Source organism: Siminovitchia sp. FSL H7-0308, assembly GCF_037980985.1.
Lineage (GTDB): Bacteria > Bacillota > Bacilli > Bacillales > Bacillaceae_C > Siminovitchia > Siminovitchia thermophila.
The window spans coordinates 3,887,568-3,909,779 of record NZ_CP150282.1 but is presented as its reverse complement, the minus strand read 5'-3'; the positions used below and the strand labels follow the sequence as shown (position 1 = coordinate 3,909,779).

The 22,212-nt window shown below is 41.6% G+C and carries 13 protein-coding genes and 1 CRISPR repeat array; of the genes, 12 read left to right on the top strand and 1 reads right to left on the bottom strand.

Features of this window, described 5'->3' with window-relative positions:
* Window positions 1–203: 203 nt before the first annotated feature.
* Window positions 204–1,490 carry a cytochrome P450 gene (locus MHB50_RS18235; RefSeq protein ID WP_340084443.1) on the bottom strand — a complete coding sequence of 429 codons (1,287 nt, stop codon included), beginning with the start codon at window positions 1,488–1,490 and terminating at the stop codon, window positions 204–206.
* A gap of 120 nt (window positions 1,491–1,610) precedes the next feature.
* On the opposite strand from MHB50_RS18235, the gene MHB50_RS18230 reads away from it, so the two are divergent.
* From MHB50_RS18230 to cas3, 12 genes are all read left to right on the top strand, one after another.
* Window positions 1,611–3,086 (top strand): AraC family transcriptional regulator, encoded by a 1,476-nt coding sequence (locus MHB50_RS18230; RefSeq protein ID WP_340084442.1) that lies wholly within the window; start codon window positions 1,611–1,613, stop codon window positions 3,084–3,086.
* Between the two features lie 147 nt (window positions 3,087–3,233).
* Window positions 3,234–4,904: a urocanate hydratase gene (gene hutU / locus MHB50_RS18225; RefSeq protein ID WP_340084441.1), complete on the top strand. Its 1,671-nt coding sequence runs from the start codon at window positions 3,234–3,236 to the stop codon at window positions 4,902–4,904.
* A 27-nt stretch (window positions 4,905–4,931) separates the two neighbouring features.
* Window positions 4,932–6,188 carry an imidazolonepropionase gene (gene hutI / locus MHB50_RS18220; protein WP_340084439.1) on the top strand — a complete coding sequence of 419 codons (1,257 nt, stop codon included), beginning with the start codon at window positions 4,932–4,934 and terminating at the stop codon, window positions 6,186–6,188.
* Window positions 6,189–6,191: 3 nt separating this feature from the next.
* Window positions 6,192–7,166 (top strand): agmatinase family protein, encoded by a 975-nt coding sequence (locus tag MHB50_RS18215; protein WP_340084438.1) that lies wholly within the window; start codon window positions 6,192–6,194, stop codon window positions 7,164–7,166.
* 82 nt (window positions 7,167–7,248) lie between these two features.
* Window positions 7,249–8,580: a YjiH family protein gene (locus MHB50_RS18210; protein WP_340084437.1), complete on the top strand. Its 1,332-nt coding sequence runs from the start codon at window positions 7,249–7,251 to the stop codon at window positions 8,578–8,580.
* 304 nt (window positions 8,581–8,884) lie between these two features.
* Complete coding sequence (locus MHB50_RS18205) at window positions 8,885–10,108, top strand: RtcB family protein (RefSeq protein WP_340084435.1); 1,224 nt, start codon at window positions 8,885–8,887, stop codon at window positions 10,106–10,108.
* A gap of 284 nt (window positions 10,109–10,392) precedes the next feature.
* On the top strand, window positions 10,393–10,821 hold the full coding sequence (locus tag MHB50_RS18200) for an N-acetyltransferase (RefSeq protein ID WP_339165131.1): 429 nt from the start codon (window positions 10,393–10,395) through the stop codon (window positions 10,819–10,821).
* Window positions 10,822–11,153: 332 nt separating this feature from the next.
* A CRISPR array of direct repeats spans window positions 11,154–15,169; the repeat unit is 29 nt; unit sequence GTTTGTATCTTACCTATGAGGAATTGAAA.
* Window positions 15,170–15,434: 265 nt separating this feature from the next.
* Window positions 15,435–16,145: a CRISPR-associated endoribonuclease Cas6 gene (gene cas6, locus MHB50_RS18195; RefSeq protein WP_340084434.1), complete on the top strand. Its 711-nt coding sequence runs from the start codon at window positions 15,435–15,437 to the stop codon at window positions 16,143–16,145.
* Window positions 16,146–16,169: 24 nt separating this feature from the next.
* Window positions 16,170–18,173, top strand: coding sequence for a hypothetical protein (locus MHB50_RS18190; protein WP_340084433.1), 2,004 nt, complete (start codon window positions 16,170–16,172; stop codon window positions 18,171–18,173).
* Entirely contained in the window at window positions 18,154–19,101 is a 948-nt protein-coding gene (locus tag MHB50_RS18185; protein WP_340084432.1) for a type I CRISPR-associated protein Cas7, read from the top strand. The genes MHB50_RS18190 and MHB50_RS18185 overlap by 20 nt, the downstream gene beginning before the upstream one ends.
* 14 nt (window positions 19,102–19,115) lie before the next feature.
* The gene (cas5, locus tag MHB50_RS18180) at window positions 19,116–19,793 is read left to right on the top strand and encodes a CRISPR-associated protein Cas5 (protein WP_340084431.1); all 678 of its coding nucleotides are present in this window, start codon (window positions 19,116–19,118) and stop codon (window positions 19,791–19,793) included.
* Window positions 19,781–22,189, top strand: a complete 2,409-nt coding sequence (cas3, locus tag MHB50_RS18175) for a CRISPR-associated helicase Cas3' (RefSeq protein ID WP_340084430.1) — start codon at window positions 19,781–19,783, stop codon at window positions 22,187–22,189. The genes cas5 and cas3 overlap by 13 nt, the downstream gene beginning before the upstream one ends.
* Window positions 22,190–22,212: the final 23 nt, after the last annotated feature.

The window sequence follows — 22,212 nt, the reverse complement described above, 5'->3', positions numbered from 1 at the left end:
CATTTCGTTTTTATACTGTGACATGAGCTGGCGCTGTTCAAAGCTGTGACTGGATGGGCTACATCATACATGAAAGAATACGAGCAATGATGCAAGGGGCTTATCAAAGACAGAGCCGCGAAGTCTATGTCATATATAAAAATCCGGATAGGAAGGCTTGTGAAATGTCGGTTATTTGCGCCATAGGTTGGGTCCGTATACATTTAAGGCGTTAATTTGACTTGATCAATTATAAAACGGCTTTCCGGCAAAGTCGGCATCCTTGTTAAGCTGACAGATACATTTTGTGTATCTGGTACATTATATTCCAGTTGCTTCGTTAAAAAGGACAAACCCGTCTTCAATACTTCAATGGTGACAAGCTCTCCGGCACACCTGTGTCCGGTATGGAAATCGCCCCCTCCTTGGGGAATCAAATCAAACAGGCCGCCTTTCCAATTGCGAAACCGTTCAGGCCAAAATAAAAATGGATCATCCCAAAGCCTTGGGTCATGGTTTGTTCCATACACATCAAGCAGGACGAGTTGCCCCTTTTTAAAGGGCGCACCATTCCATTGAAAACCACTGCGAACCCTTGCTCCCAGAAACGGGCCAAATGGGTAATAGCGGCGTACTTCCTGGACAAACATGTACAAATCCTCTTCATTTCCAGCCACAATTTGCTCCCGTGTTTTGGGAAATTCGTAAAGTGCCAAGGCGCAAAAAGTGAAATACGTCGCGATTGCTACAATGGGTCTTAATATGTTTATCAGTTCCACAGCCGCCATCTGCACACTGAGCGGCTTTCCTTCCGTATCCCGGTAAGTGGCCATGGCATGCAGTGCCGTGCCTTCGGGAGCTTGAATTTTGCCAGAACGAAAGTACTCAATCACTTTTCTGATCCATTTTTCGGCTCTGTTCCGCGCCCGGCGTCCCTGCCAATGCCGCGGGCCCACGGCACCAAAAGCATCAACCATCTTACCGAAATCATCCGCTCTTTTCCCCACTTCCGCTTCGTTCAACGGGACACCTGCCCACTTGCAAGCCGCTTTGCATAATATTTTCTGCATTTCGTCAAAGAGAATGACTTTTTTTTTTCCTTCCCACTCAGAACCGGCAATTGCAAAATATTGTTGAGTCAAGTCCTTTAACATACTGATTCGTTCCGGGACCATCAACGACATAAACAACTGCTTTCTATGCTCATGGGCAGCGCCGTCCTTCGTTTGGATTGCACTTTCTCCAAACAGCGTTTTTTGTACTCTCTTTGGAGCAGCTCCCTTTCTCTGAAATAGCCTAGGATTGTAAAATATTCTCGCCGCTTCTTCTCCACTCATGCATATCACTTTCTCGCCCATTAAACGCGTCTCGAAAATATCGGACTGAAACAGCTCGCATCTATTTGAAATAAAGTCATATCCTTCCCGCAGCAAAGCAAGGGTTTGATCCAACCCTTTTTCGCGCGGTATTTTACCTGTTGTTGAACCGCCTTGCTGGATAACTGAACTCATGGCCATCCCTCCATTTTGAAAGCACGTTCTTCACGATGAATATATTTTTATCATTTGTAACGGAAGATGATTTATTCCTACGTTTGAATCTCGTTATAATAAAGAAAGGTGGTGGTACTTATGATCATTCATCTTTTTACAACTGATGAGCTGGAAGCAAAAGGAATAAGGTGGCTTGTTGAATCTCATGTAACAGGCGTTAAGCTTGTTCCTTTTGATCGTGTTGAAAACATGTTGGAAGCGTTCGCAAAGGAACAGCCGGAGCTTTACATTATTGACATGGATAAATGGGAGCCCGACGACGATTCTTCCAGTAGCTGGCTACGGTCGGTACGGTGGCTCGGGATTTCTTCTGAACGCATTTTTCAAACGGCATACAGGGGACTGCGTTTCCGGGCGCAGGATGTACTGTTCAGGCCAATTGCTCCGGATGAACTAATGAAATGCATCCAACGGCAACGATTTCAAATTAGGAATGATAAGCGAAAGGCAACAATAAATCCGGGGGAAACACCAGAGAAATTAGTCATAGATTATTCGGGTATCTTCCTTGGAGGGCCAAAAATAAGGAAACCACATTCCATGACAGCGTTGTTAACGAAGGATCCAAACAAGCTTCCTGTCGTTTATGAAAAGTTGCAGGAATTTCCTTTTCCAAAATCAAAGCTCATTTTTGCCTTTTCACAGTTGGTTTTATGTGTGGATGAAGTACCTGCAGAGAACCGTTATCAAGAGGAATACTATGCGTTTTTCGATCAATGGAAAGAGGAACAAGATGAACCGCTTGCCATGATCATGAATACCCATTGGCAAGGGTTATCGATAAAAGAAATGTATGAACGTACAAAACAGTTAACCGAAATGATCTTTTTTGAAGGGTATGACATTATTTTAGCCAAGGCAGAACAAATCCACTGGTCATCAATGGACCCTTTTTTAACGCCTCTGGAACAGCGGGAATGGATAGAAATGCTTGAAAGGAGGGACATCCAAGCGATCCGCGAATGGATGGAGCATGCGTTTCTCGATTACAAAAAACCCTATCCGTCTCCCGAAATGGTTAGAATCCGGATTACAAGCGTATTGGCACAAATTCGCCGCTATATGAAATCACAGCAACTGCAGCACCCCAATTGGGAAAGGGATTACCACGATGTATTTCGGCAAATTATTCAGGAACCGGTTGTTTATCGGATTGTTCAAGATCTTTTATCATTTACGATTCGTTTGCTGACGGAACAGGACGGGCGTATTGATGCTGATTTTAAGACGCTCGTTGACCGAGTAAAAAGCTTGATGGAGTCTAATTATTGGAACCCGCAGTGGAATTTGGAGGACTGTGCCAATACACTCCAGATTCATAAAAGTACATTAAGCCGGAGGTTTGCGGCGGAGTCGGGAAAAACATTCCGCGAAACATTACATGAAATCAAAATGGGCGAAGCGAAGCGACTTTTAAAAGAGACAAATTTACCGCTTGATGAAATTGCCCGTTTGGTAGGTTATCAGTACCGGACCTATTTTAATGCGAAATTTAAGCAAATGGAAAAGAAGACACCGACAGAATATCGGATGGGCCTGGGTCATTTAAGTTGACAGATTATGTCTTTGTTTTGAAACCATTTAAAAATAAGTGCTCATAATAGAATAAAAGTGAAATATTTTATAATAATACTATTAATTTATAAAGAGAAAGACATCAGTATACAATTACAATAATGATAGAAAAGGAGGTTGACTATTTTGAAACCGATTACAAACGAGCGTGTTATCCGATATCGGGGAACAGAGCTTCATACGAAAGGGTGGCTCCAAGAGGCGGCACTTCGTATGCTTATGAACAATTTGGATCCGGATGTGGCGGAAAATCCCGATGAACTCGTCGTGTATGGGGGAATCGGAAAGGCTGCTCGCAGCTGGGATTGTTTTGACGCACTCGTAAAATCATTAAAAAAATTGGAAAACGATGAAACATTACTCGTTCAATCAGGAAAACCGGTCGCCATTTTTCGTACCCATGAAAATGCGCCGCGTGTCCTAATTGCCAACTCCAACATCGTTCCAGCTTATGCCAACTGGGAAACATTCCATGAGCTCGATCAAAAAGGGCTGATGATGTATGGTCAAATGACGGCTGGAAGCTGGATTTACATTGGTTCCCAGGGAATCGTTCAAGGAACGTACGAAACCTTTGCAGAACTTGCCAAAAAGCATTTTAACTGTTCATTAAAAGGCACGATTACGGTAACGGCGGGACTAGGTGGTATGGGAGGTGCCCAGCCGCTTGCAGTCACGATGAATGGCGGAGTTTGCATTGCAATTGAAGTCGATGAAAAACGGATTGACCGGAGAATTGAAACCCGTTACACAGATGTAAAGGCGACTTCTTTAGACGAAACGATCAGGCTTGCCATAGAAGCGAAACAAGAAGGAAGGGCTCTTTCGATTGGGTTATTAGGTAACGCATCGGAGTTGCTGCCTGAAATGATTGAGCGCGGTTTTATTCCGGACGTGTTGACGGATCAAACATCTGCCCATGATCCGCTAAATGGATATATTCCTTCGGGCATGTCACTGGAAGAGGCGGCTAAGCTTCGGATAACGAATCCCGAAGATTATGTAAAACGCTCAAAAGCAGCGATGGCGGCGCACGTGAGAGCAATGCTTGAGATGATGAATAAAGGCGCGGTCACCTTTGATTATGGCAACAACATCCGCCAAGTTGCAAAAGACGAAGGGGTCGAAAACGCCTTCGACTTCCCTGGCTTCGTCCCTGCTTATATCCGGCCACAATTTTGCGAAGGAAAGGGGCCTTTCCGCTGGGCGGCATTATCCGGTGACCCGGAAGATATTTATCAGACGGATGAAGTCATTTTACGTGAATTTAGCTATAACAAACATTTATGCAACTGGATTCGCATGGCCCGGGAGAAAATCCAATTCCAGGGACTACCTTCACGTATTTGCTGGCTTGGATATGGAGAGCGCGCCCGCTTCGGAAAAATCATAAATGACATGGTGGCAAGCGGAAAGTTGAAAGCGCCGATCGTTATTGGCCGTGACCATTTGGATTCCGGCTCTGTCGCTTCGCCAAACAGGGAGACTGAGGCAATGAAAGATGGTTCAGATGTTGTGGCAGACTGGCCGATATTAAACGCGCTTATCAATGCGGTCGGAGGAGCCACATGGGTTTCGGTTCACCATGGCGGAGGAGTCGGCATGGGCTATTCCCTGCATGCCGGAATGGTCATCGTTGCGGATGGAACGAAAGAAGCTGAATCCCGTTTGGAGCGAGTATTGACGACTGATCCTGGCATGGGCGTCGTAAGACATGCAGATGCCGGATACGAATTAGCGGAAAAAACAGCGCGTGAAAAAGGCGTTCAAATACCGATGCTTGCGAACAAAACTTGAAAAAATCGCTTTTGGGGGGACGGTAGAGTGACAAAACCTATTTGGATCAAACATGCTTCACAACTGGCGACACTTGCTTTGAATGGAAAAGGACCAAGGGTAAAAGAGGAAATGTCGGAGCTCGGTCTCATTGAAGACGGAAGCTTGTGGCTTGAAGATGGCGTGATTAAGGCGGTTGGAACGACGGCAAAACTGGAAGAACAATATGGGGAGCGGGAAAATGAAGCGGAAGTCGTCGATGCTTCCGGTTGTCTTGTCACCCCCGGCCTTGTCGACCCGCACACACATGTTGTGTATGGCGGTAGCCGTGAACGTGAGTTTGAGATGAGGTTGGAAGGCGCGACATATATGGAGATCATGAACGCGGGCGGCGGCATCCACGCGACAACGCGGATGACCCGGGAAGCGACGGAAGAAGAATTGATGGAACAAACGATGCGGCGCCTGGATTCATTTTTGACTCATGGAGTCACCACCGTAGAAGGGAAAAGCGGCTACGGAATGAATATAGAGACTGAGTTAAAGCAGCTTCGGGTCATGCAAAAGCTACAGGAAGCCCATGCGATTGATATCGTTCCGACTTTTATGGGCGCCCATGCTGTTCCACCCGAGTATAAAGAACGGGAAGATGAATTTGTGGATCATTTGATCAAAGAAATGCTTCCAGTAGTAGCGGAGGAAAAGCTTGCTGAATTTAATGATGTTTTTTGTGAAAAAGGCGTGTTTACTCCGGAGCAGTCCGAACGGATACTGGAAGCGGGAAAAGACTATGGCCTCATTCCAAAAATCCATGCCGATGAAATCGAACCGTACGGCGGAGCAGAGTTGGCTGCCAAAGTTGGCGCCATTTCAGCGGAACATTTGCTCAAAGCGTCTGATCAGGGAATCAGGGCCATGGCCGACGCTGGTGTTATCGCCTGTCTGCTGCCCGCTACGGCGCTTTACTTAAGGGAACAGGCGGCAGCCGGCCGAAAAATGGTGGACGCTGGCGTCCCCGTAGCCATCTCCACCGATTGCAATCCCGGTTCATCCCCGACCACATCAATGCCGCTCGTCATGAACTTGGCATGCATCTTAATGCGCATGACACCAGCAGAAGCATTGACGGCCGCCACGTATAACGCTGCCTGCGCCATCAACCGCCAAGACAAAGTCGGCTCGCTGGAACAATGCAAGCAGGCGGATGTTGTCATGTGGGATATTGAAAACTATCAGAAACTGCAATACTTATTCGGAGTAAATCACGTCAAATCAGTCTGGAAAAAAGGAATTCAGGTGGTGTAGCAAATGGAAGATAACTGGCTGAGAAAACCCGAATGGTTTTGGAATCCGGCTGATGGCGAACTTGATTTTGTTCACCAATGGGTGCGCTCCCTTAAAGAAGGGGAGACACCCGGCCTGATCCTGTTTGGAGCGCCCATTTCACGCTCCTCGATCAGCGTTTCGGGAGCGTCTTTATATCCGCTGGAATTTCGCAAAATGTGGAAAAGCTTTGCCACATACAATTTAGATGAAAACGTCGATTTATCAGGGTTTCATGTGGCGGACGCCGGGGATGTCGCCATGCACACAACCGATATTGTAACATCGCACAAACGGATTGAAACGGCTGCGGCATATCTTTCACGACATTATCCCGATTCGACCCTTTCCATGATCGGCGGGGATCATTCCACAACCGCCTGTGCCGTTCGTGGAATAAAAGAAACATTTCCTGATGAAACAATCGGCATTCTTCAACTCGATACCCATTTGGATGTCCGTGACCCGGCGGAATTGGGCCCGGCAAACGGAACCCCGATTCGGCAACTCGTGGATGACGGTGCAGTCAAAGGAGAGAATATCTACAATATTGGCCTCCATGGCTATTTTAACGCACGTCCTTTAATCGACTATGCCAAAGAACATGGGATCAACATGGTGACTTTGAAACAAGCGAGGGAACAAGGCGTTACCAGCGCTGTTGGTGAAGCGCTGCGCCGCCTGGCTGAAAAAGTGGACCGTATTTACGTCACGGTGGATATGGATGTATTGGATATCACCCAAGCCCCTGGAGTTCCCGCATCCACCCCGGGTGGTATGACGACCATTGAACTATTTGACTCGCTCATTGAAATCGGCAAGTGGAAGGAAGTTCACTATATCGATTTTGTCTGCCTCGATCCGACAAAAGACTCTCCCGTGGCTGAAACCGTGAAAACGGGTGTTTACGCCTGGCTTCAGTTTGTAACAGGGAGAGTGCTGGGGGCGAGGAAGACATAAGACCACAAGTGTTGTGCCGCCGGCTGGGCCGGCGGTCAAGATGAATTTGGTGCGAGCATAAAACAAATAGGAGGAAATCAACATGGATGCAGCAAGAAGAAAGGAAGAGACAGCTATAAAACCGGACTCAAATACACAAATGTGGAAATTTTTTGTTTATAGTTTTATCGGCGTCTTTATGTTTTTCATTCCTGTTACGATAGGTGAACGAAACTCAATCATGTTGGATCATATTGTCTCTTTTATTCAAACAAACCTAGGGACGTTTACACCGTACTATGGATTGATGGTGATTGCTGCAGGAGCCATGTATCCCTTTATTTCGGGAACATGGAAAAAATCAAGCGTAGATATTTTTTTCTCAATTTTCAAACTAATAGGGTTGTTCGTTGGTCTCATGCTTGTATTTCAATTCGGACCAACTTGGCTGTTCCATCCGGACATGGGACCATTCCTGTTTGAGAAATTGGTCATTCCTGTAGGACTGCTTGTTCCGATCGGAGCCGTCTTTTTGGCTTTGCTCGTCGGGTACGGCCTACTTGAATACATTGGAGTGATCATGCGGCCAATCATGCGACCCGTTTGGAAAACACCCGGACGCTCTGCCATCGACGCCGTGGCGTCTTTCGTTGGGAGCTACTCTCTAGGTCTCTTAATTACAAATCGAATCTATAAAGAAGGAAAATATACCGCGAAAGAAGCGTCTATTATTGCCACAGGTTTTTCAACTGTTTCAGCCACATTTATGGTTATTGTTGCAAAAACACTCGACTTAATGGACATATGGAATACGTATTTCTGGATCACGCTCATCGTGACATTTGTAGTTACCGCAATTACGGTAAGAATCTGGCCGCTTTCAAAAATGGCAAACGAATATCATGAGGGTGCGACTCCACAGCCCGAAGTGGAAATTCAAGAAAGTCGTTTTGCCGCAGCCTGGAAAGAAGCAAAAAACACAGTCCAAGAGGCGCCAAAATTACTGGACAACGTATGGATGAATTTGAAAGACGGCTTACTAATGGCCATGGCTATCCTGCCTTCGATTCTTTCGATTGGACTGCTTGGCCTCGTTTTGGCCGAATATACTCCTGTCTTTGATTGGCTCGGCTATATCTTCTACCCATTTACTTTTATCGTACAATTACCTGATCCGTTGTTTGTGGCAAAAGCCGCTTCTTTAGGCATCGCGGAAATGTTCCTGCCCGGACTGTTTGTCACCGAGGCGGCGCTCATCGTGAAATTCGTCATTGCAGTTGTATCCGTTTCCGGAATTATCTTCTTTTCCGCTGTCGTTCCCTGTATCGTCGCAACCGAAATTCCGATTACGATCCCGCAACTGATCATTATTTGGATTGAGCGGGTTATTCTTACAATCTTAATCGTAACGCCGATAGCCTATTTGATTTTGTAGAAAAGAATAATAGATAGATGTACAGGGGAGACTTCTCTCCTGCTATTTTTTTGCATTGGAAGCCGTAGGGTTCGTTTTTATCACGAAATAGGGCAGGAGGAGAGTCATCTTGCCCTAGACATGTTGAAACTGAGGGACGTTGATGGTGTATGATAATAGTGTAGATATTTCAAAAATGAGCAAATCTCTCTTACATATCTTTAAAAAGATGTTGTTCGATATTAAACTAATAAGAGAGCTTCAGATGTTTGGCAGCACTGGCAAAAAACTTATTCGTAAAATATTGATCAAAAAGGAGTAAAAAATGTATCAAGTAATAGATAATGTAAGAGTATGGGGAGAACCTCTAGAAAGTGCGGTATCACAAGCCATAACTTGCTCTAAGCATGGAAATGTGGTGCAAACGTTGTTAATGGCCGATCATCACAAAGGATACTCGCAGCCAGTCGGCGGAGTAGTTGTGTATGATGGACAAGTTTCACCTTCTGGAGTCGGCTATGATATTGCCTGCGGGAATAAAGCGGTCAGAACGAACTTAAAATATGAAGATGTTCAACATAATATTTCCGGCATTATGGATGAAATTGTAAAAAACATATCGTTTGGTTTAGGGCGCAATAATAACGAAAGAGTAGACCACGAGTTATTTGACGATCCGGATTGGGACGTCTACAAGCAAATCGGAATACATGAACATGACACCCTAAAGGCGTTGGCAAGAAAACAATTGGGTACTGTAGGCAGCGGTAATCATTTTGTAGATATATTTGTAGAGGAAAAGACCGGTGACATTTGGGTTGCCAACCATTTTGGCAGTCGGGGTTTCGGCCATAAAACGGCGAGTGGATTTTTAAACTTGGCGAGCGGTAGAAAATTTTCAGACAAAGCCCCGGGAGAAAGCATGGACCAACCACCAACATTGATCGACTTAAATAATGAGCTCGGAGATATGTATTTCAGGGCTATGACATTAGCGGGAAGGTATGCTTATGCCGGACGTGATTATGTTATGACACAAGTTTTAAATATTTTGGGAGCCGTATCTACATTTGAAGTACACAATCACCATAATTTCGCCTGGAAGGAAGTTCATAATGGTCGTGAATATATAGTAGTGAGAAAAGGAGCAACACCTTCGGCACCCGGCCAACTGGGCTTTATTGGTGGCAGCATGGCCGATATTTCAGTTATTGTAAAAGGAAAAGATAGCCAAGAGAATAAAGACGCCTATTATAGCACGGTTCATGGAGCCGGTCGAATCATGAGCAGAACGGAAGCGGCAGGTAAAATGAATTGGAAAACCCGAAGGCGCAGAGGAGGAAAAATTACACCTCAGCAAATGAAAGAAGCAATCGAAGCTTATGGAGTGGAGTTGCGGGGAGCTGGTACAGATGAAAGCCCATTTGTATACAAAAAGCTTCGTACTGTTTTGAACGCCCATAGTGAAACGATCGAAATACTACATGAACTCAGACCTATAGGGGTATGTATGGCAGGTGCGAACGAGTTCGATCCGTATAAAGATTAAAGATTTAGGTAAGCTGATGAAAATCACCCCTTGAATCTATTGAAACCGTTGGAGTTCCTTTTGGACTCAGGGAATGCTCGATGCTAAAAGCTTTAAGAACTTCATCTATTAACTTATTTTTAAACTCATGCTTGATCTGTATGGAATTTTTTATTCTCCTATCATCCAACCCAAAAAGGTGTCACTGTTCATTTCTTTAGTGAACTATAAGTCATGGTTGACAAAATAAAAATACTTAAAAATAACATTGAGCTCATAGCGTTTTAAGGAAAAGGGGTTTTATATTGAAAATAAGAAAAATTAAACTGAATGAATTGGATAGATTAGTTGATATATGGTATGAAGCATCAATAGATGCACATGAATTTATCGAACAAGCGTATTGGAAATCACAACGAAAAGCAATGAGGGAAACATATCTGCCAATGGCGGACACATATGTTATTTCAGTAGGGAAACAGATAACAGGTTTTATTTCTATGGTCGAAAATGATGTAGCGGCGTTATTTGTGAAGGCCGATTGCCAAGGCAAAGGCTACGGAAAAAAACTACTGCAGTTTGTAAAGGAAAACCGAAATCGTATTCAATTAAAAGTGTATCAGAAAAACGAGCAAGCAATTCGTTTTTATCTCAAAAATGGTTTTGAAATTCGTGAGGAACAATTAGATGAACTCACTGGGGAGAAAGAATATTTGATGGAGTGGACAACATAATAAACCTTAAATTGTTGGGAGCGCTGTTCAGAGGTTTACGCCTGATTGAGATCAAAAGTCATTGAGTGAAAAAGAGGACTCGTATGACAATGCAGTGACTGAGGAAAATGATAAAAAGTCAATGTGCCTTTTTTATAAAAAGGAAACATGATTTTATCCTGTAATATTTGTCGTCGATCCATCTCATGACATCAACCCCAGGAGATCGACGACAAATCAAAACAGTACAAAAGCTAGAAAACACCAGTATTTTGAGCCAATTTGGAAAAAAACCTTCCATTTTTATGAAATATGTGTTATATGGTAAATATGATAAGACTCATGTATTTTGGGTTTGTATCTTACCTATGAGGAATTGAAACTTCGCCAACAAATCGGTGAAGATAAAAACATCATGGTTTGTATCTTACCTATGAGGAATTGAAACTTGTCAACAATGCGGACTTCGGCATCCAACCCGATGCGTTTGTATCTTACCTATGAGGAATTGAAACATTCCATCGTCGATGATTTCACCGGTCACACTAACTCGTTTGTATCTTACCTATGAGGAATTGAAACTGGGATAGGGAAACTAGAAATAATATTAATGATAATGTTTGTATCTTACCTATGAGGAATTGAAACAACAAGGGCGTCATACAAGGAAAGAATCCAAGGGAACGTTTGTATCTTACCTATGAGGAATTGAAACATGAAAATAGATTTAGGTAGGTGGTGAAGTGTGACAACGTTTGTATCTTACCTATGAGGAATTGAAACTTAAATGGTTGGGTTAATTATGGGGGAGTATTAGCTTCGTTTGTATCTTACCTATGAGGAATTGAAACTCAAAAATTGGACCATTTCCCCGTAAAAAACTTTTTTAGTTTGTATCTTACCTATGAGGAATTGAAACATGGCGAGGACATAAACAGTAGTGGCATCCGTAAGGGTTTGTATCTTACCTATGAGGAATTGAAACATCGTCGAAATGGATGGAGAGACAGTAGGCCGTATTGTGGTTTGTATCTTACCTATGAGGAATTGAAACACCGCCTTCCGGCATATATCCGAACTGCCCGCGCCAAGTTTGTATCTTACCTATGAGGAATTGAAACCCTCCGAATTTTTTAGCGCCTTCCCGTGCGATTTCCCGTTTGTATCTTACCTATGAGGAATTGAAACCCGAACTGCCCGCGCCAATAATCGGCCATCCCCAGCAGTTTGTATCTTACCTATGAGGAATTGAAACTGGATAGAATCATCTATAACGTTGACAAAGGAATAGCGTTTGTATCTTACCTATGAGGAATTGAAACCCATCAGGACAGCGCCAGATAACCCGGTACGTTTCCGGTTTGTATCTTACCTATGAGGAATTGAAACTGACTATCGCCTGTAGCCACGTAAGGTCGACGCCGAGTTTGTATCTTACCTATGAGGAATTGAAACTCCGGATATAAACGTGCCCGATTTGAGCGAAACATGTTTGTATCTTACCTATGAGGAATTGAAACTTATCTACATCTGTCTTTTCGGCAGGAGTTGTCTTTCGTTTGTATCTTACCTATGAGGAATTGAAACTATGCCATTTCTAAACTTCTTTCATGCACTTCATCGTTTGTATCTTACCTATGAGGAATTGAAACTACTCATGCTTATCTATTTTTCTGGCAGCAAACTCGTTTGTATCTTACCTATGAGGAATTGAAACCCACTTGCGTTGCTGATCCACTCCTCGCGGCCTTTGGTTTGTATCTTACCTATGAGGAATTGAAACAGAAAAGTGGCTTGTCTGTCCCAAGCAAACTGAATTTCGTTTGTATCTTACCTATGAGGAATTGAAACGTAGTCCAATAGGCATTGCATTACCAGTTCCTGCGTTTGTATCTTACCTATGAGGAATTGAAACTCGAAAATTGGACCATTTCCCCGTAAAAAACTTTTTTGTTTGTATCTTACCTATGAGGAATTGAAACAACAACTAGCCACAAAACCGCATATCATCGAAATTAAGTTTGTATCTTACCTATGAGGAATTGAAACAAGGACAAGCCAAACCTGCGGCCAAACCTGCACCAAGTTTGTATCTTACCTATGAGGAATTGAAACTCGGTTCTTCCCAAAAGATAATCAGTTGTCACGTCAGTTTGTATCTTACCTATGAGGAATTGAAACCAGATTTCTCGGGGTAATAACAAAGGCGGAATACACGTTTGTATCTTACCTATGAGGAATTGAAACCATGGTTTGCCTGATCTAGTTTTAGCGCCGCATTTTTGTTTGTATCTTACCTATGAGGAATTGAAACTTGACATCCTCAAAGATGATGCCAAATCCCCGGTACCGGTTTGTATCTTACCTATGAGGAATTGAAACGACAACTATTCGAATGACAACTTGGAACGGCGTTGGAGTTTGTATCTTACCTATGAGGAATTGAAACTTAAAAACGTAATCCTTGGGCCAATTCTTCTACTTGTTTGTATCTTACCTATGAGGAATTGAAACCGATATAAACGACGCAGATTGTCTCGACCTGTAGGACTGTTTGTATCTTACCTATGAGGAATTGAAACCGAAGGGCAATCATTTGTTATACCGGCTTGTGCCGTGTTTGTATCTTACCTATGAGGAATTGAAACGACAACTATTCGAATGACAACTTGGAACGGCGTTGGAGTTTGTATCTTACCTATGAGGAATTGAAACCACTATCGACAATGTAGGACGGCACGGACGGTACAATGTTTGTATCTTACCTATGAGGAATTGAAACTTAAAAACGTAATCCTTGGGCCAATTCTTCTACTTGTTTGTATCTTACCTATGAGGAATTGAAACCGATATAAACGACGCAGATTGTCTCGACCTGTAGGACTGTTTGTATCTTACCTATGAGGAATTGAAACCGAATATGGTCGAGTTCTCGCTTGCGCCAGTAACTGTTTGTATCTTACCTATGAGGAATTGAAACCTGGCAAACCGCGGATTTAAAGGTGCGGAAGCAGGTACGTTTGTATCTTACCTATGAGGAATTGAAACCTCTACAAATGATCCTGTTGCGCGCTGGACAAAAGCCGTTTGTATCTTACCTATGAGGAATTGAAACACTGATAAAGGACTACCCGCAGACTTCGCGGACTTTGTTTGTATCTTACCTATGAGGAATTGAAACCAAAAGCAGTAAAAGCTGGTGAAATAGCTACTGTAGTTTGTATCTTACCTATGAGGAATTGAAACCGCACTCTCACGCAAAACGAACTGGAAAAACGCATTGTTTGTATCTTACCTATGAGGAATTGAAACTAATTTTCATTTTAAATCAAATAGTGCGGAGGGGTGAGTTTGTATCTTACCTATGAGGAATTGAAACGAGCTAGGAAACACCGCAACCCCGTGGTCCCCCGCCGTTTGTATCTTACCTATGAGGAATTGAAACTTACATCCACAAACCCAATACCAACCATCTTCAAAGTTTGTATCTTACCTATGAGGAATTGAAACTGGGAAATAAACTAGTTCCGGATGATGAAAAAAAGAGTTTGTATCTTACCTATGAGGAATTGAAACTCAGTTGAAACAAATGGCACAAATGGCACAGATGACGTTTGTATCTTACCTATGAGGAATTGAAACGAGTTTCTTCACCCTTGTATTCAGTAGATCGCACTTCGTTTGTATCTTACCTATGAGGAATTGAAACTTGGCCAAAACAGCTTTATAATCAAACACTGGACATTGTTTGTATCTTACCTATGAGGAATTGAAACTGCGACATTGTTAGAAAACGATGTACCAGAAGAAGGTTTGTATCTTACCTATGAGGAATTGAAACACAGGCCCTATCGGTTGGATAGTGGCTGGTATTGGATGTTTGTATCTTACCTATGAGGAATTGAAACTGGGAAGAACTGACCATACTGGTCCCGACCATGACCTGTTTGTATCTTACCTATGAGGAATTGAAACAACTCTCTCAAAGCAAGCCGCAAAATCTCTATGTCGTTTGTATCTTACCTATGAGGAATTGAAACCCCTGTTGTGGTTGATGTGTATTCTGCTCCCCTGTCGTTAACATCTTACCTATAAGGAATTGAAACTGGTTCTGGTCAACTTTTCTTTTTGAGTCTCTAACTCGTTTGTATCTTACCTATGAGGAATTGAAACGTGTTTTTTTGATTTTAAATAATGCTCGATTAGTTGTTTGTATCTTACCTATGAGGAATTGAAACTTAAGAGTATCTGTATTTTTGTCTGGGGAAAGCAAAAGTTTGTATCTTACCTATGAGGAATTGAAATTAACCATCTACTTCTAATATATAAGTCCTTCCATCGTTTGTATCTTACCTATGAGGAATGAAACTTTGGTTTAGCCTGGTGATTATTTCTATATCTATTACTACTTGTTTGAATCTTTCCCTATGAAAGCGACCTTACTTCGTTAGAAGTTTGAAAGAGTCAAAAAGTAAAGGACGCTTATCTTACCTATAAGGAACAAATAAGGAATCGAGGATAAATTTACCCTTGATTCCTATTTTTTCATTTGTTATACTTTTTTTGAGTCAAAAAGAAAAGGAGGATTTCGCATTCCTGCTATACATATTAAATTCCAACTTGACCAACCTCTCGTGCTACCGGTAAATTACCAACATTTGCTTCAGGCGCTCGTCTATTCGATTTTCCCTCAACAAGAAGCTTCATATCTCCATGATCAAGGGTACCATTACAATAACCGTACGTATAAACTATTTTGTTTTTCAAAAATAAAAGCTAAAAAGACTGTCTATGATAATAGTACTAAAAAAATCACGTTTCATGACCGAATATCTATATCTATTAGTTCTATTTTACCAGAATTAATAGAAAAAACGACTAATCAAATACTAACGACAGAAAATTTACTTTTAAACGGTGAAAAACTAACAATAGATTCGATCCAATTCAGCCAAAACAGTGTGACAACGAATTCTTTGCAAGTAAAAGCAAATTCACCAATAACTGTTTATTCTACTTATGAAAAAAGGGATGGTTCAAAAATTACTCATTATTTTTCACCACATGATCCAGTATTCGAGCATTTGATTCAGGAGAACTTTGCACGAAAGTATGAAGCTTTTACGAACGAATCACTTGAACATGAGAAGGAGCTGTTGTCCATTCGTCCGGTACGCGTCACCAATAGAGATAAGGTAGTGACTAAGTATAAAAACATTTGGATTACCGGGTGGACTGGGATTTATGAAATAAAAGCGAAGCCTGAATATTTGTCTTTCCTTTTAAATGCCGGTCTTGGCAGCCGGAATTCAAGTGGATTTGGATTCATCTCACCATTTCAGTAATGATATAGAGGGGAGGGGTTAGATGTGTTGCTGTCCGATATTATCCGGATTGGAAAGCCATTGATTGACAGTAATATGTCTATACAAGAAAGAATTCAACTGCTGTCAGATGTCGGGAAAGAAGAGGCTAAAAATTTTTATGGAAATGTGTTTGTTGTTGTGTTGGATGGGCAGGAGGCTAATTTATATTATCGGACTTTTCAAGATGAAGAAAACGGACCGGTTCAACTAGATGCAGCTATTGCCATGCCGATAACGATACCGTCAGGTGGAAACCCGTTAAATGCCCAAGGGATCTACCCAATTCCATGTTATCCTTTGTACGACAAGCATATTAAGCAAATATCCGATGACAAAAAAACCTTTAAGCTTGTCCATGATAGATTAGTTAAAACAGTTCCTTATTTTGACACGGACCAAGAGGAATTGGCAAAGAAGTCAAAGATCATTGCTGATTGCTTAGTTGAAGAAGCGACAAAATTTGTAAGAGAAGAAAAGCAGCTTGGTGTGCTTTTTATATTGGATTGTTCACTGGAATTTTTTGAAACAGAACAAAAGCAAGGTTATTTGGAGATAAAGGTACATGATAGGTCGGCCGATCATTATTTTATGAATCCGCAAAAATTGACTGCTAATATTATAGAAGCTCGTTTCCAAGAAGCAAAAGAATTGGGTTCGAAAAAAAATGCGATATCCACGATTTCAAACATGTCTTCTGAAGAAGTTGTTTCCGCTTATAATAAATCCTGGCTATGGCTAAGCCCTACATGGGAAGCACCTAGGTCCATTTATTGGGAGAAAAAAGAATGGACGAAGGGGATACGTTTAAATCGAAAAGAGTACGAAGCCTACTTCTATGGAGCCCAATTTTTAAAGCAAGTTCAAACACCCATACGTGCTGGTGTGTTGAAAGAAATGTTTGCCCCGACTTTCAGTGTAGAGGCCAAACAAAATATGCGCCCAACAAGTTTTGAAACTATTTTTGGCATCCCTTACTTTTTGCCTTTAACAAATGTGGATCCCACGGAATTATATACGAAATTCCAAAACCTCAAGACGAGATATGAAAGTAAAGATGCTCATCCAAATGATCTGCAACTAGAAATTATTAGCGGTTTGCAGAGTAAAATAATGCGCAATGTAAGTGATGATTATCGAATCACCATCATCTACTATTCGGGCATATTGAATCGGGGCGATATCCATCTCCGCGCGCAGATTGAAGATGTAGTCCCAAGTATTGCCCAAAAGGTACAGAAAATTATCCAAGATATCGAAAGGCGTCAGTTGAAATATATTGCTGATTTATTACATATTCCGGAAGAGCAAACAGCTTACACTCATTTTAAAGTTAAACATCTTCCCACTTTGTTAAGTAACGCATATGGGCCGGGCTATTTGTGGACGAGCATGGAAAAGGTGTTGCACGGTAGGCCGATTGGTATTGAAAGAGTAACAAAACAAGCAACTAGGCGAATGACAGAGCTTGCAAACAAAAGAGATTTTTGGAACATCCGTTTTGAGCTTCTGTTCTATCACTTGTTTTTAGCATTTTATCGCATGTATTCTTCTCAAATTTTACATGAAGGAAAGGGGGAAACCGATGTGAGAGAATGGAAAGAAATGATTGATCGATATAAAAATGGAATTTTGACTGAAGACGATGTTAATTCAACTGAAAAAGTTGGATTTATCGCAGGCTGTTTAGTTCAACAGTTTGAGCGTTCTTATTTCAGAAAACTAGGAAAAGGGTATCTGGATACCCGCGTGATGCGTTTTGGAAGCAAATTGACACCCGAGATGGTTTGGAAAAATGGGCTGATTGAAATGGAAGGACTAAGAAAGAGAAGAGATCTTGGAATTTCGGAAAATTATAGTAAAGCGCTTGCTATTATTTTGCCTGCCATGATTCGCTTGGAGAAAAATAATCTTCTAACAAAAGAAAAAGATGAGTTTATGACCATGTTTTGGTCTGGCTATTTAATGTTTCCAAAGAAGGAGGAAAAAAATGATGTCGATTTCCAATAGTGAATTACTGTTTGTCAAATCAGTCAAGGACGGGATTCCAAATAGAGACCCTCTCAATGATAGCGATGCGAGAAGAATTTTTCCGGAAGAAGACGGTCGGATTTCTCTATCCGATGTGAGTATAAAGCGCGACGTCCGTGACTTTGTTATTGCTTTGTATCCAGATGGCGGAGGAAAAAATCATATTTTTGTTCAACCAATTATTAATGATAAAGGGAAATTATTAGGCAGAAAATCCCTCGCTTTAAAAATTGCTGAAAATGTCGGAAAGGAAAATGAAGCAAAGGAGGATATGGAGTCCGTATTAGTTGATCATGCTTTTGATGTCCGTACGTTTGGGATCGTTTATTCCGAAAAACCAAAATTTCATTTAACGGGACCTGTGCAATTCTCATGGGCTCATTCCATGCATCCCGTTGACACGCAATATGTTCAAGGAACAGTTACAATGCCAAGTACAGACACTGGAGAAGGGAAAACCCAAGGGACCATATGGACAAGCTACACCGTTCCATTTGCTGTTTTTTCCATGACAGGTGTTATAAATGCCAAAAGTGCTGAGCATACGAAAATGACAATTGACGACCAGGAGCTGTTGCTTAGAGGACTATGGCAAGGAACCCAGCATCGTCATGCTAGGGGAAGAGGGCAGCAGGAGCCTCTATTTCTCGTTCATATTGAGTATAATGACCCTTTTTTCCGTATTGGCTACTTAGAAGAAATGATCAAATTGGTTCCAGACAAAGAAACATGGAGAGATGACAGTAGCAGGCCTTCTTCTATTCATGAAATTTCCATAGATGTGACAGAATTAGAAAAGGTTTTGGAAATGTATAAAGATAAAATTGACCGTTGCCGGATCTGGAAACACCCTCTTTTACAAGTAGATGGAAAATTAGAGGAATATATTCAAGAGATCTCCTGGTAAAGGAGGGGAAAACGTTGAAAGTTTTAGCCTTTGATGTGAAAAGTTCAGTTGCTCACTTTCGCAGGCCGGATACAACTGCTACCCAATTGACATATCCCTTCATTCCCCCAACTGCAGCGAAGGGGCTGGTTGGTGCAATATTGGGAATAGAAGACTTTACCACGACTGATAAAGTTGGTATTGAGTTACGTTCAAGTGTCCGCTTGGTAAGCCAACAGTTATCGTTGCTCCATAATGGAGGTTCGTCTTTTAATCGGCCAACAACTATCCAGTTACTAGTGGAACCTGCCTATAGAATATACTATGCTGGGGAGCAATTTTTCAACGAGTTGGAAATCGCCCTGAAAGAAAAGCAATTTGTCTATACAACGTATCTCGGCTCGGCTTTTGCCATCACCACACCGGTTTATGCAGGGACATGGGAATTGAACGAAGTGCTGGATACAGGCAAAACGTATAGCGCAAGATCGGTCATTCCTGTTTCAGCTATAAAAGAGCTCGTTCCCAAAGATGGTCATTATTATCAACGAGCGAGTGGTTTTATGAAAAGGTATGAGGGACATCGCACATTTAGTCAATCTATTGATTTTATTTTTGAGAAAAGCGGAAAAAAAATGTTTATGAAGCCAAAGTTGAATCAAGAAGAGTATCAGTTGGTTGAGATAGAGGGTGACCTTGTATGTCTAGTATAATTCCATTTTCAGTGAGCATCGCTCGCCCAGATGATAATGGCAAGCAATATCTATTAACGGAACACTTGGAAGGGGTGCGTAATAAAGCGCGCTCCTTTTTTACAACAGCTATTGATCCAGCTGTGAAAAAACTAATCGAATTTGCAGCTATCAGCCATGATATCGGTAAAGCAAATTTTGAATGGCAACGGTATATTAAAGGAGAAAGCAGGCGTGGGCCGAATCATTCCCATTATGGTGCCCTCTTTTTTTCTTATTTATCCTATCACTTTCTGAAAGAAAGTAAGTTATGGAATGAACGCTATCAAATGATTTGGCTTTTTTTAACACGAGATATTGCTGATCACCATGGAGTTCTAAAGGGATATGCAAAGAATGAAGAGATTGATACTGGCTGTTTTGAAAAAATAGATATGCCCGGGATTGAGAAGTGGATTTATTACTTATATCCTGAGATCGAATCCATGAATATATCGGTCAATGAAGAGGATATCCATCTATGGCAGTTCGGTGAATATATGGATATTTTAGACGAAGTATTTGAATCGATTTATGATGACCTCAGACAACATGAAAAAAACGTAGATGAAATGATGGCTGTACTCCAACGATGGCGATATTTTACTTCGATTTTTATTGCTGCCGATCGGTTTGATATTCAAGAAGCTACTGATCGTCGAATTAAAAAGAGTGATTGGAACAAGATTGGCGATCGTATTAACCTATTTTGCCTGCAGGGAAAAGGGCATCCTCTTGCAGCCATTCGTTCAAATGCCCAAAAATCTATCATTAAACAATGGAAAGAAGAGCAAAACAGCTCTTACTATGTACTGGAGATGCCAACGGGATATGGAAAAACGATTACAGCTTTAAAACTGGCCTCTGAAATTGCAAAAGAAAAAGGTTTTTCTAAAATTATTTATATTGCTCCTTATTTGTCCATCCTCGAACAAAATGCCGATGTCATTGAGAAAATAACCGGATTTACGCCTTTGCAATTTCATTCAATGGCTATTTTAAAAAATCGTGGACGAATTGATAATGAACATCTGTTGGATGAAAATGAAAAAACGGATGAAATGAGTGACATACATGTCCAGGCTTGGGCCAATCCAATTATTTGTACAAGCTTAGTACAGTGGATGAAAGCTATTTTTCCAAGCCGTGCCCAGGAAACGTTGCGCCGAATTTTTCTTCAAGACGCCATTGTTGTCATTGACGAACCTCAAATTATAGATGCTGCAGTTTGGAACTTATTTTTAAAAGGAACAAACGCAATGTCCAAACTCTACCATCAAGTTACGATCTTTTGTTCTGCGACAATGCCCCCTTTTCATCATGGGCTCAATGAGGAACCCAAAAGGCTGACCGTATCGTCGAAAGGCTCACTTAACAGATATAAGTTGAAACTGATAGAGCCAATAGACGCTGCTGAATGTGCTGAAAAACTATCAAGATTACGGGAGCCAAGCGGAGCAGCTATCCTGAATACGATTCATGATGCAATTGATGTTTATCAACAACTCGATCAACAGACAGATACGAATACATACTTGGTGCATGGACTGATGGTTCCGATTCATAAAAGCATACAAATCAAACAAATTTTTAATGCACTCAACAGTCAGCGTAAAAAAGAACATTCACAACGCATTCTTGTCATCTCGACGCAAGTGATAGAAGCAGGAGCGGATTTAAGTTTCCATTATATGTATCGCGCCTTACCGATTCTTCCTTCACTAATTCAAGCCGCTGGCAGGGTGAACAGACACGGCGAAAAGGACATGGGAATTATAGAGACAGGAAAGTTGATGAGAAATGACCAAGATACCCGCTTTATTTATGCTCATCATTTGAGGCGCATTTCAGATGATTTACTTTTTCAGAAAGATATATGGTTGGAGGAGGAAACAGGGAATCTTATTAAACAGTTTTACCAAAACATGTTTCATGAAAATAATTATCAATCGGTTTTGCAAGATATCAAGAAGGCAATGGAAGGGAATTGGGAAGCCTTATCCAGACATGAAGTATTCGGAGGTAACGAATACCATCGCTTGCCCGTTTTTATTCCCTTTAAGTGGGAGGAATATAAACCATTCATCTCTGAAGATTTAAAGCAATTGATGGAGGAGTTTGGGGCTTCGTCGCCGGAAGATATTTATTGTATTTTTAAAGAGAAAAAAATGCTGAATCGTCCATACGAAGAAAAGAAGAGATTCAACATCCTTTTTCATCAATTTGTTTTAAATATACCAGCAAAGAAGGCATTAAAAGTAGTTTCCAAAGAGGATTTCCTTACTGATAGAATTCCAATGTTAAAAGATGACGGAGTCTACAGCCCAGAAAAAGGATTGGCCTTTATGGAAGATGAGATCGATCATCATTTTATATAAGAGGAGAATGTGAATTGCCGAAT

Bases quoted from the DNA above. Each gene is read 5' to 3' on its own strand.
- MHB50_RS18235 (WP_340084443.1), bottom strand. From the start codon at position 1,490: ATGAGTTCAGTTATCCAGCAAGGCGGTTCAACAACAGGTAAAATACCG.
- MHB50_RS18230 (WP_340084442.1), top strand. From the start codon at position 1,611: ATGATCATTCATCTTTTTACAACTGATGAGCTGGAAGCAAAAGGAATA.
- MHB50_RS18215 (WP_340084438.1), top strand. From the start codon at position 6,192: ATGGAAGATAACTGGCTGAGAAAACCCGAATGGTTTTGGAATCCGGCT.
- MHB50_RS18210 (WP_340084437.1), top strand. From the start codon at position 7,249: ATGGATGCAGCAAGAAGAAAGGAAGAGACAGCTATAAAACCGGACTCA.
- MHB50_RS18205 (WP_340084435.1), top strand. From the start codon at position 8,885: ATGTATCAAGTAATAGATAATGTAAGAGTATGGGGAGAACCTCTAGAA.
- MHB50_RS18185 (WP_340084432.1), top strand. From the start codon at position 18,154: ATGATGTCGATTTCCAATAGTGAATTACTGTTTGTCAAATCAGTCAAG.
- cas3 (WP_340084430.1), top strand. From the start codon at position 19,781: ATGTCTAGTATAATTCCATTTTCAGTGAGCATCGCTCGCCCAGATGAT.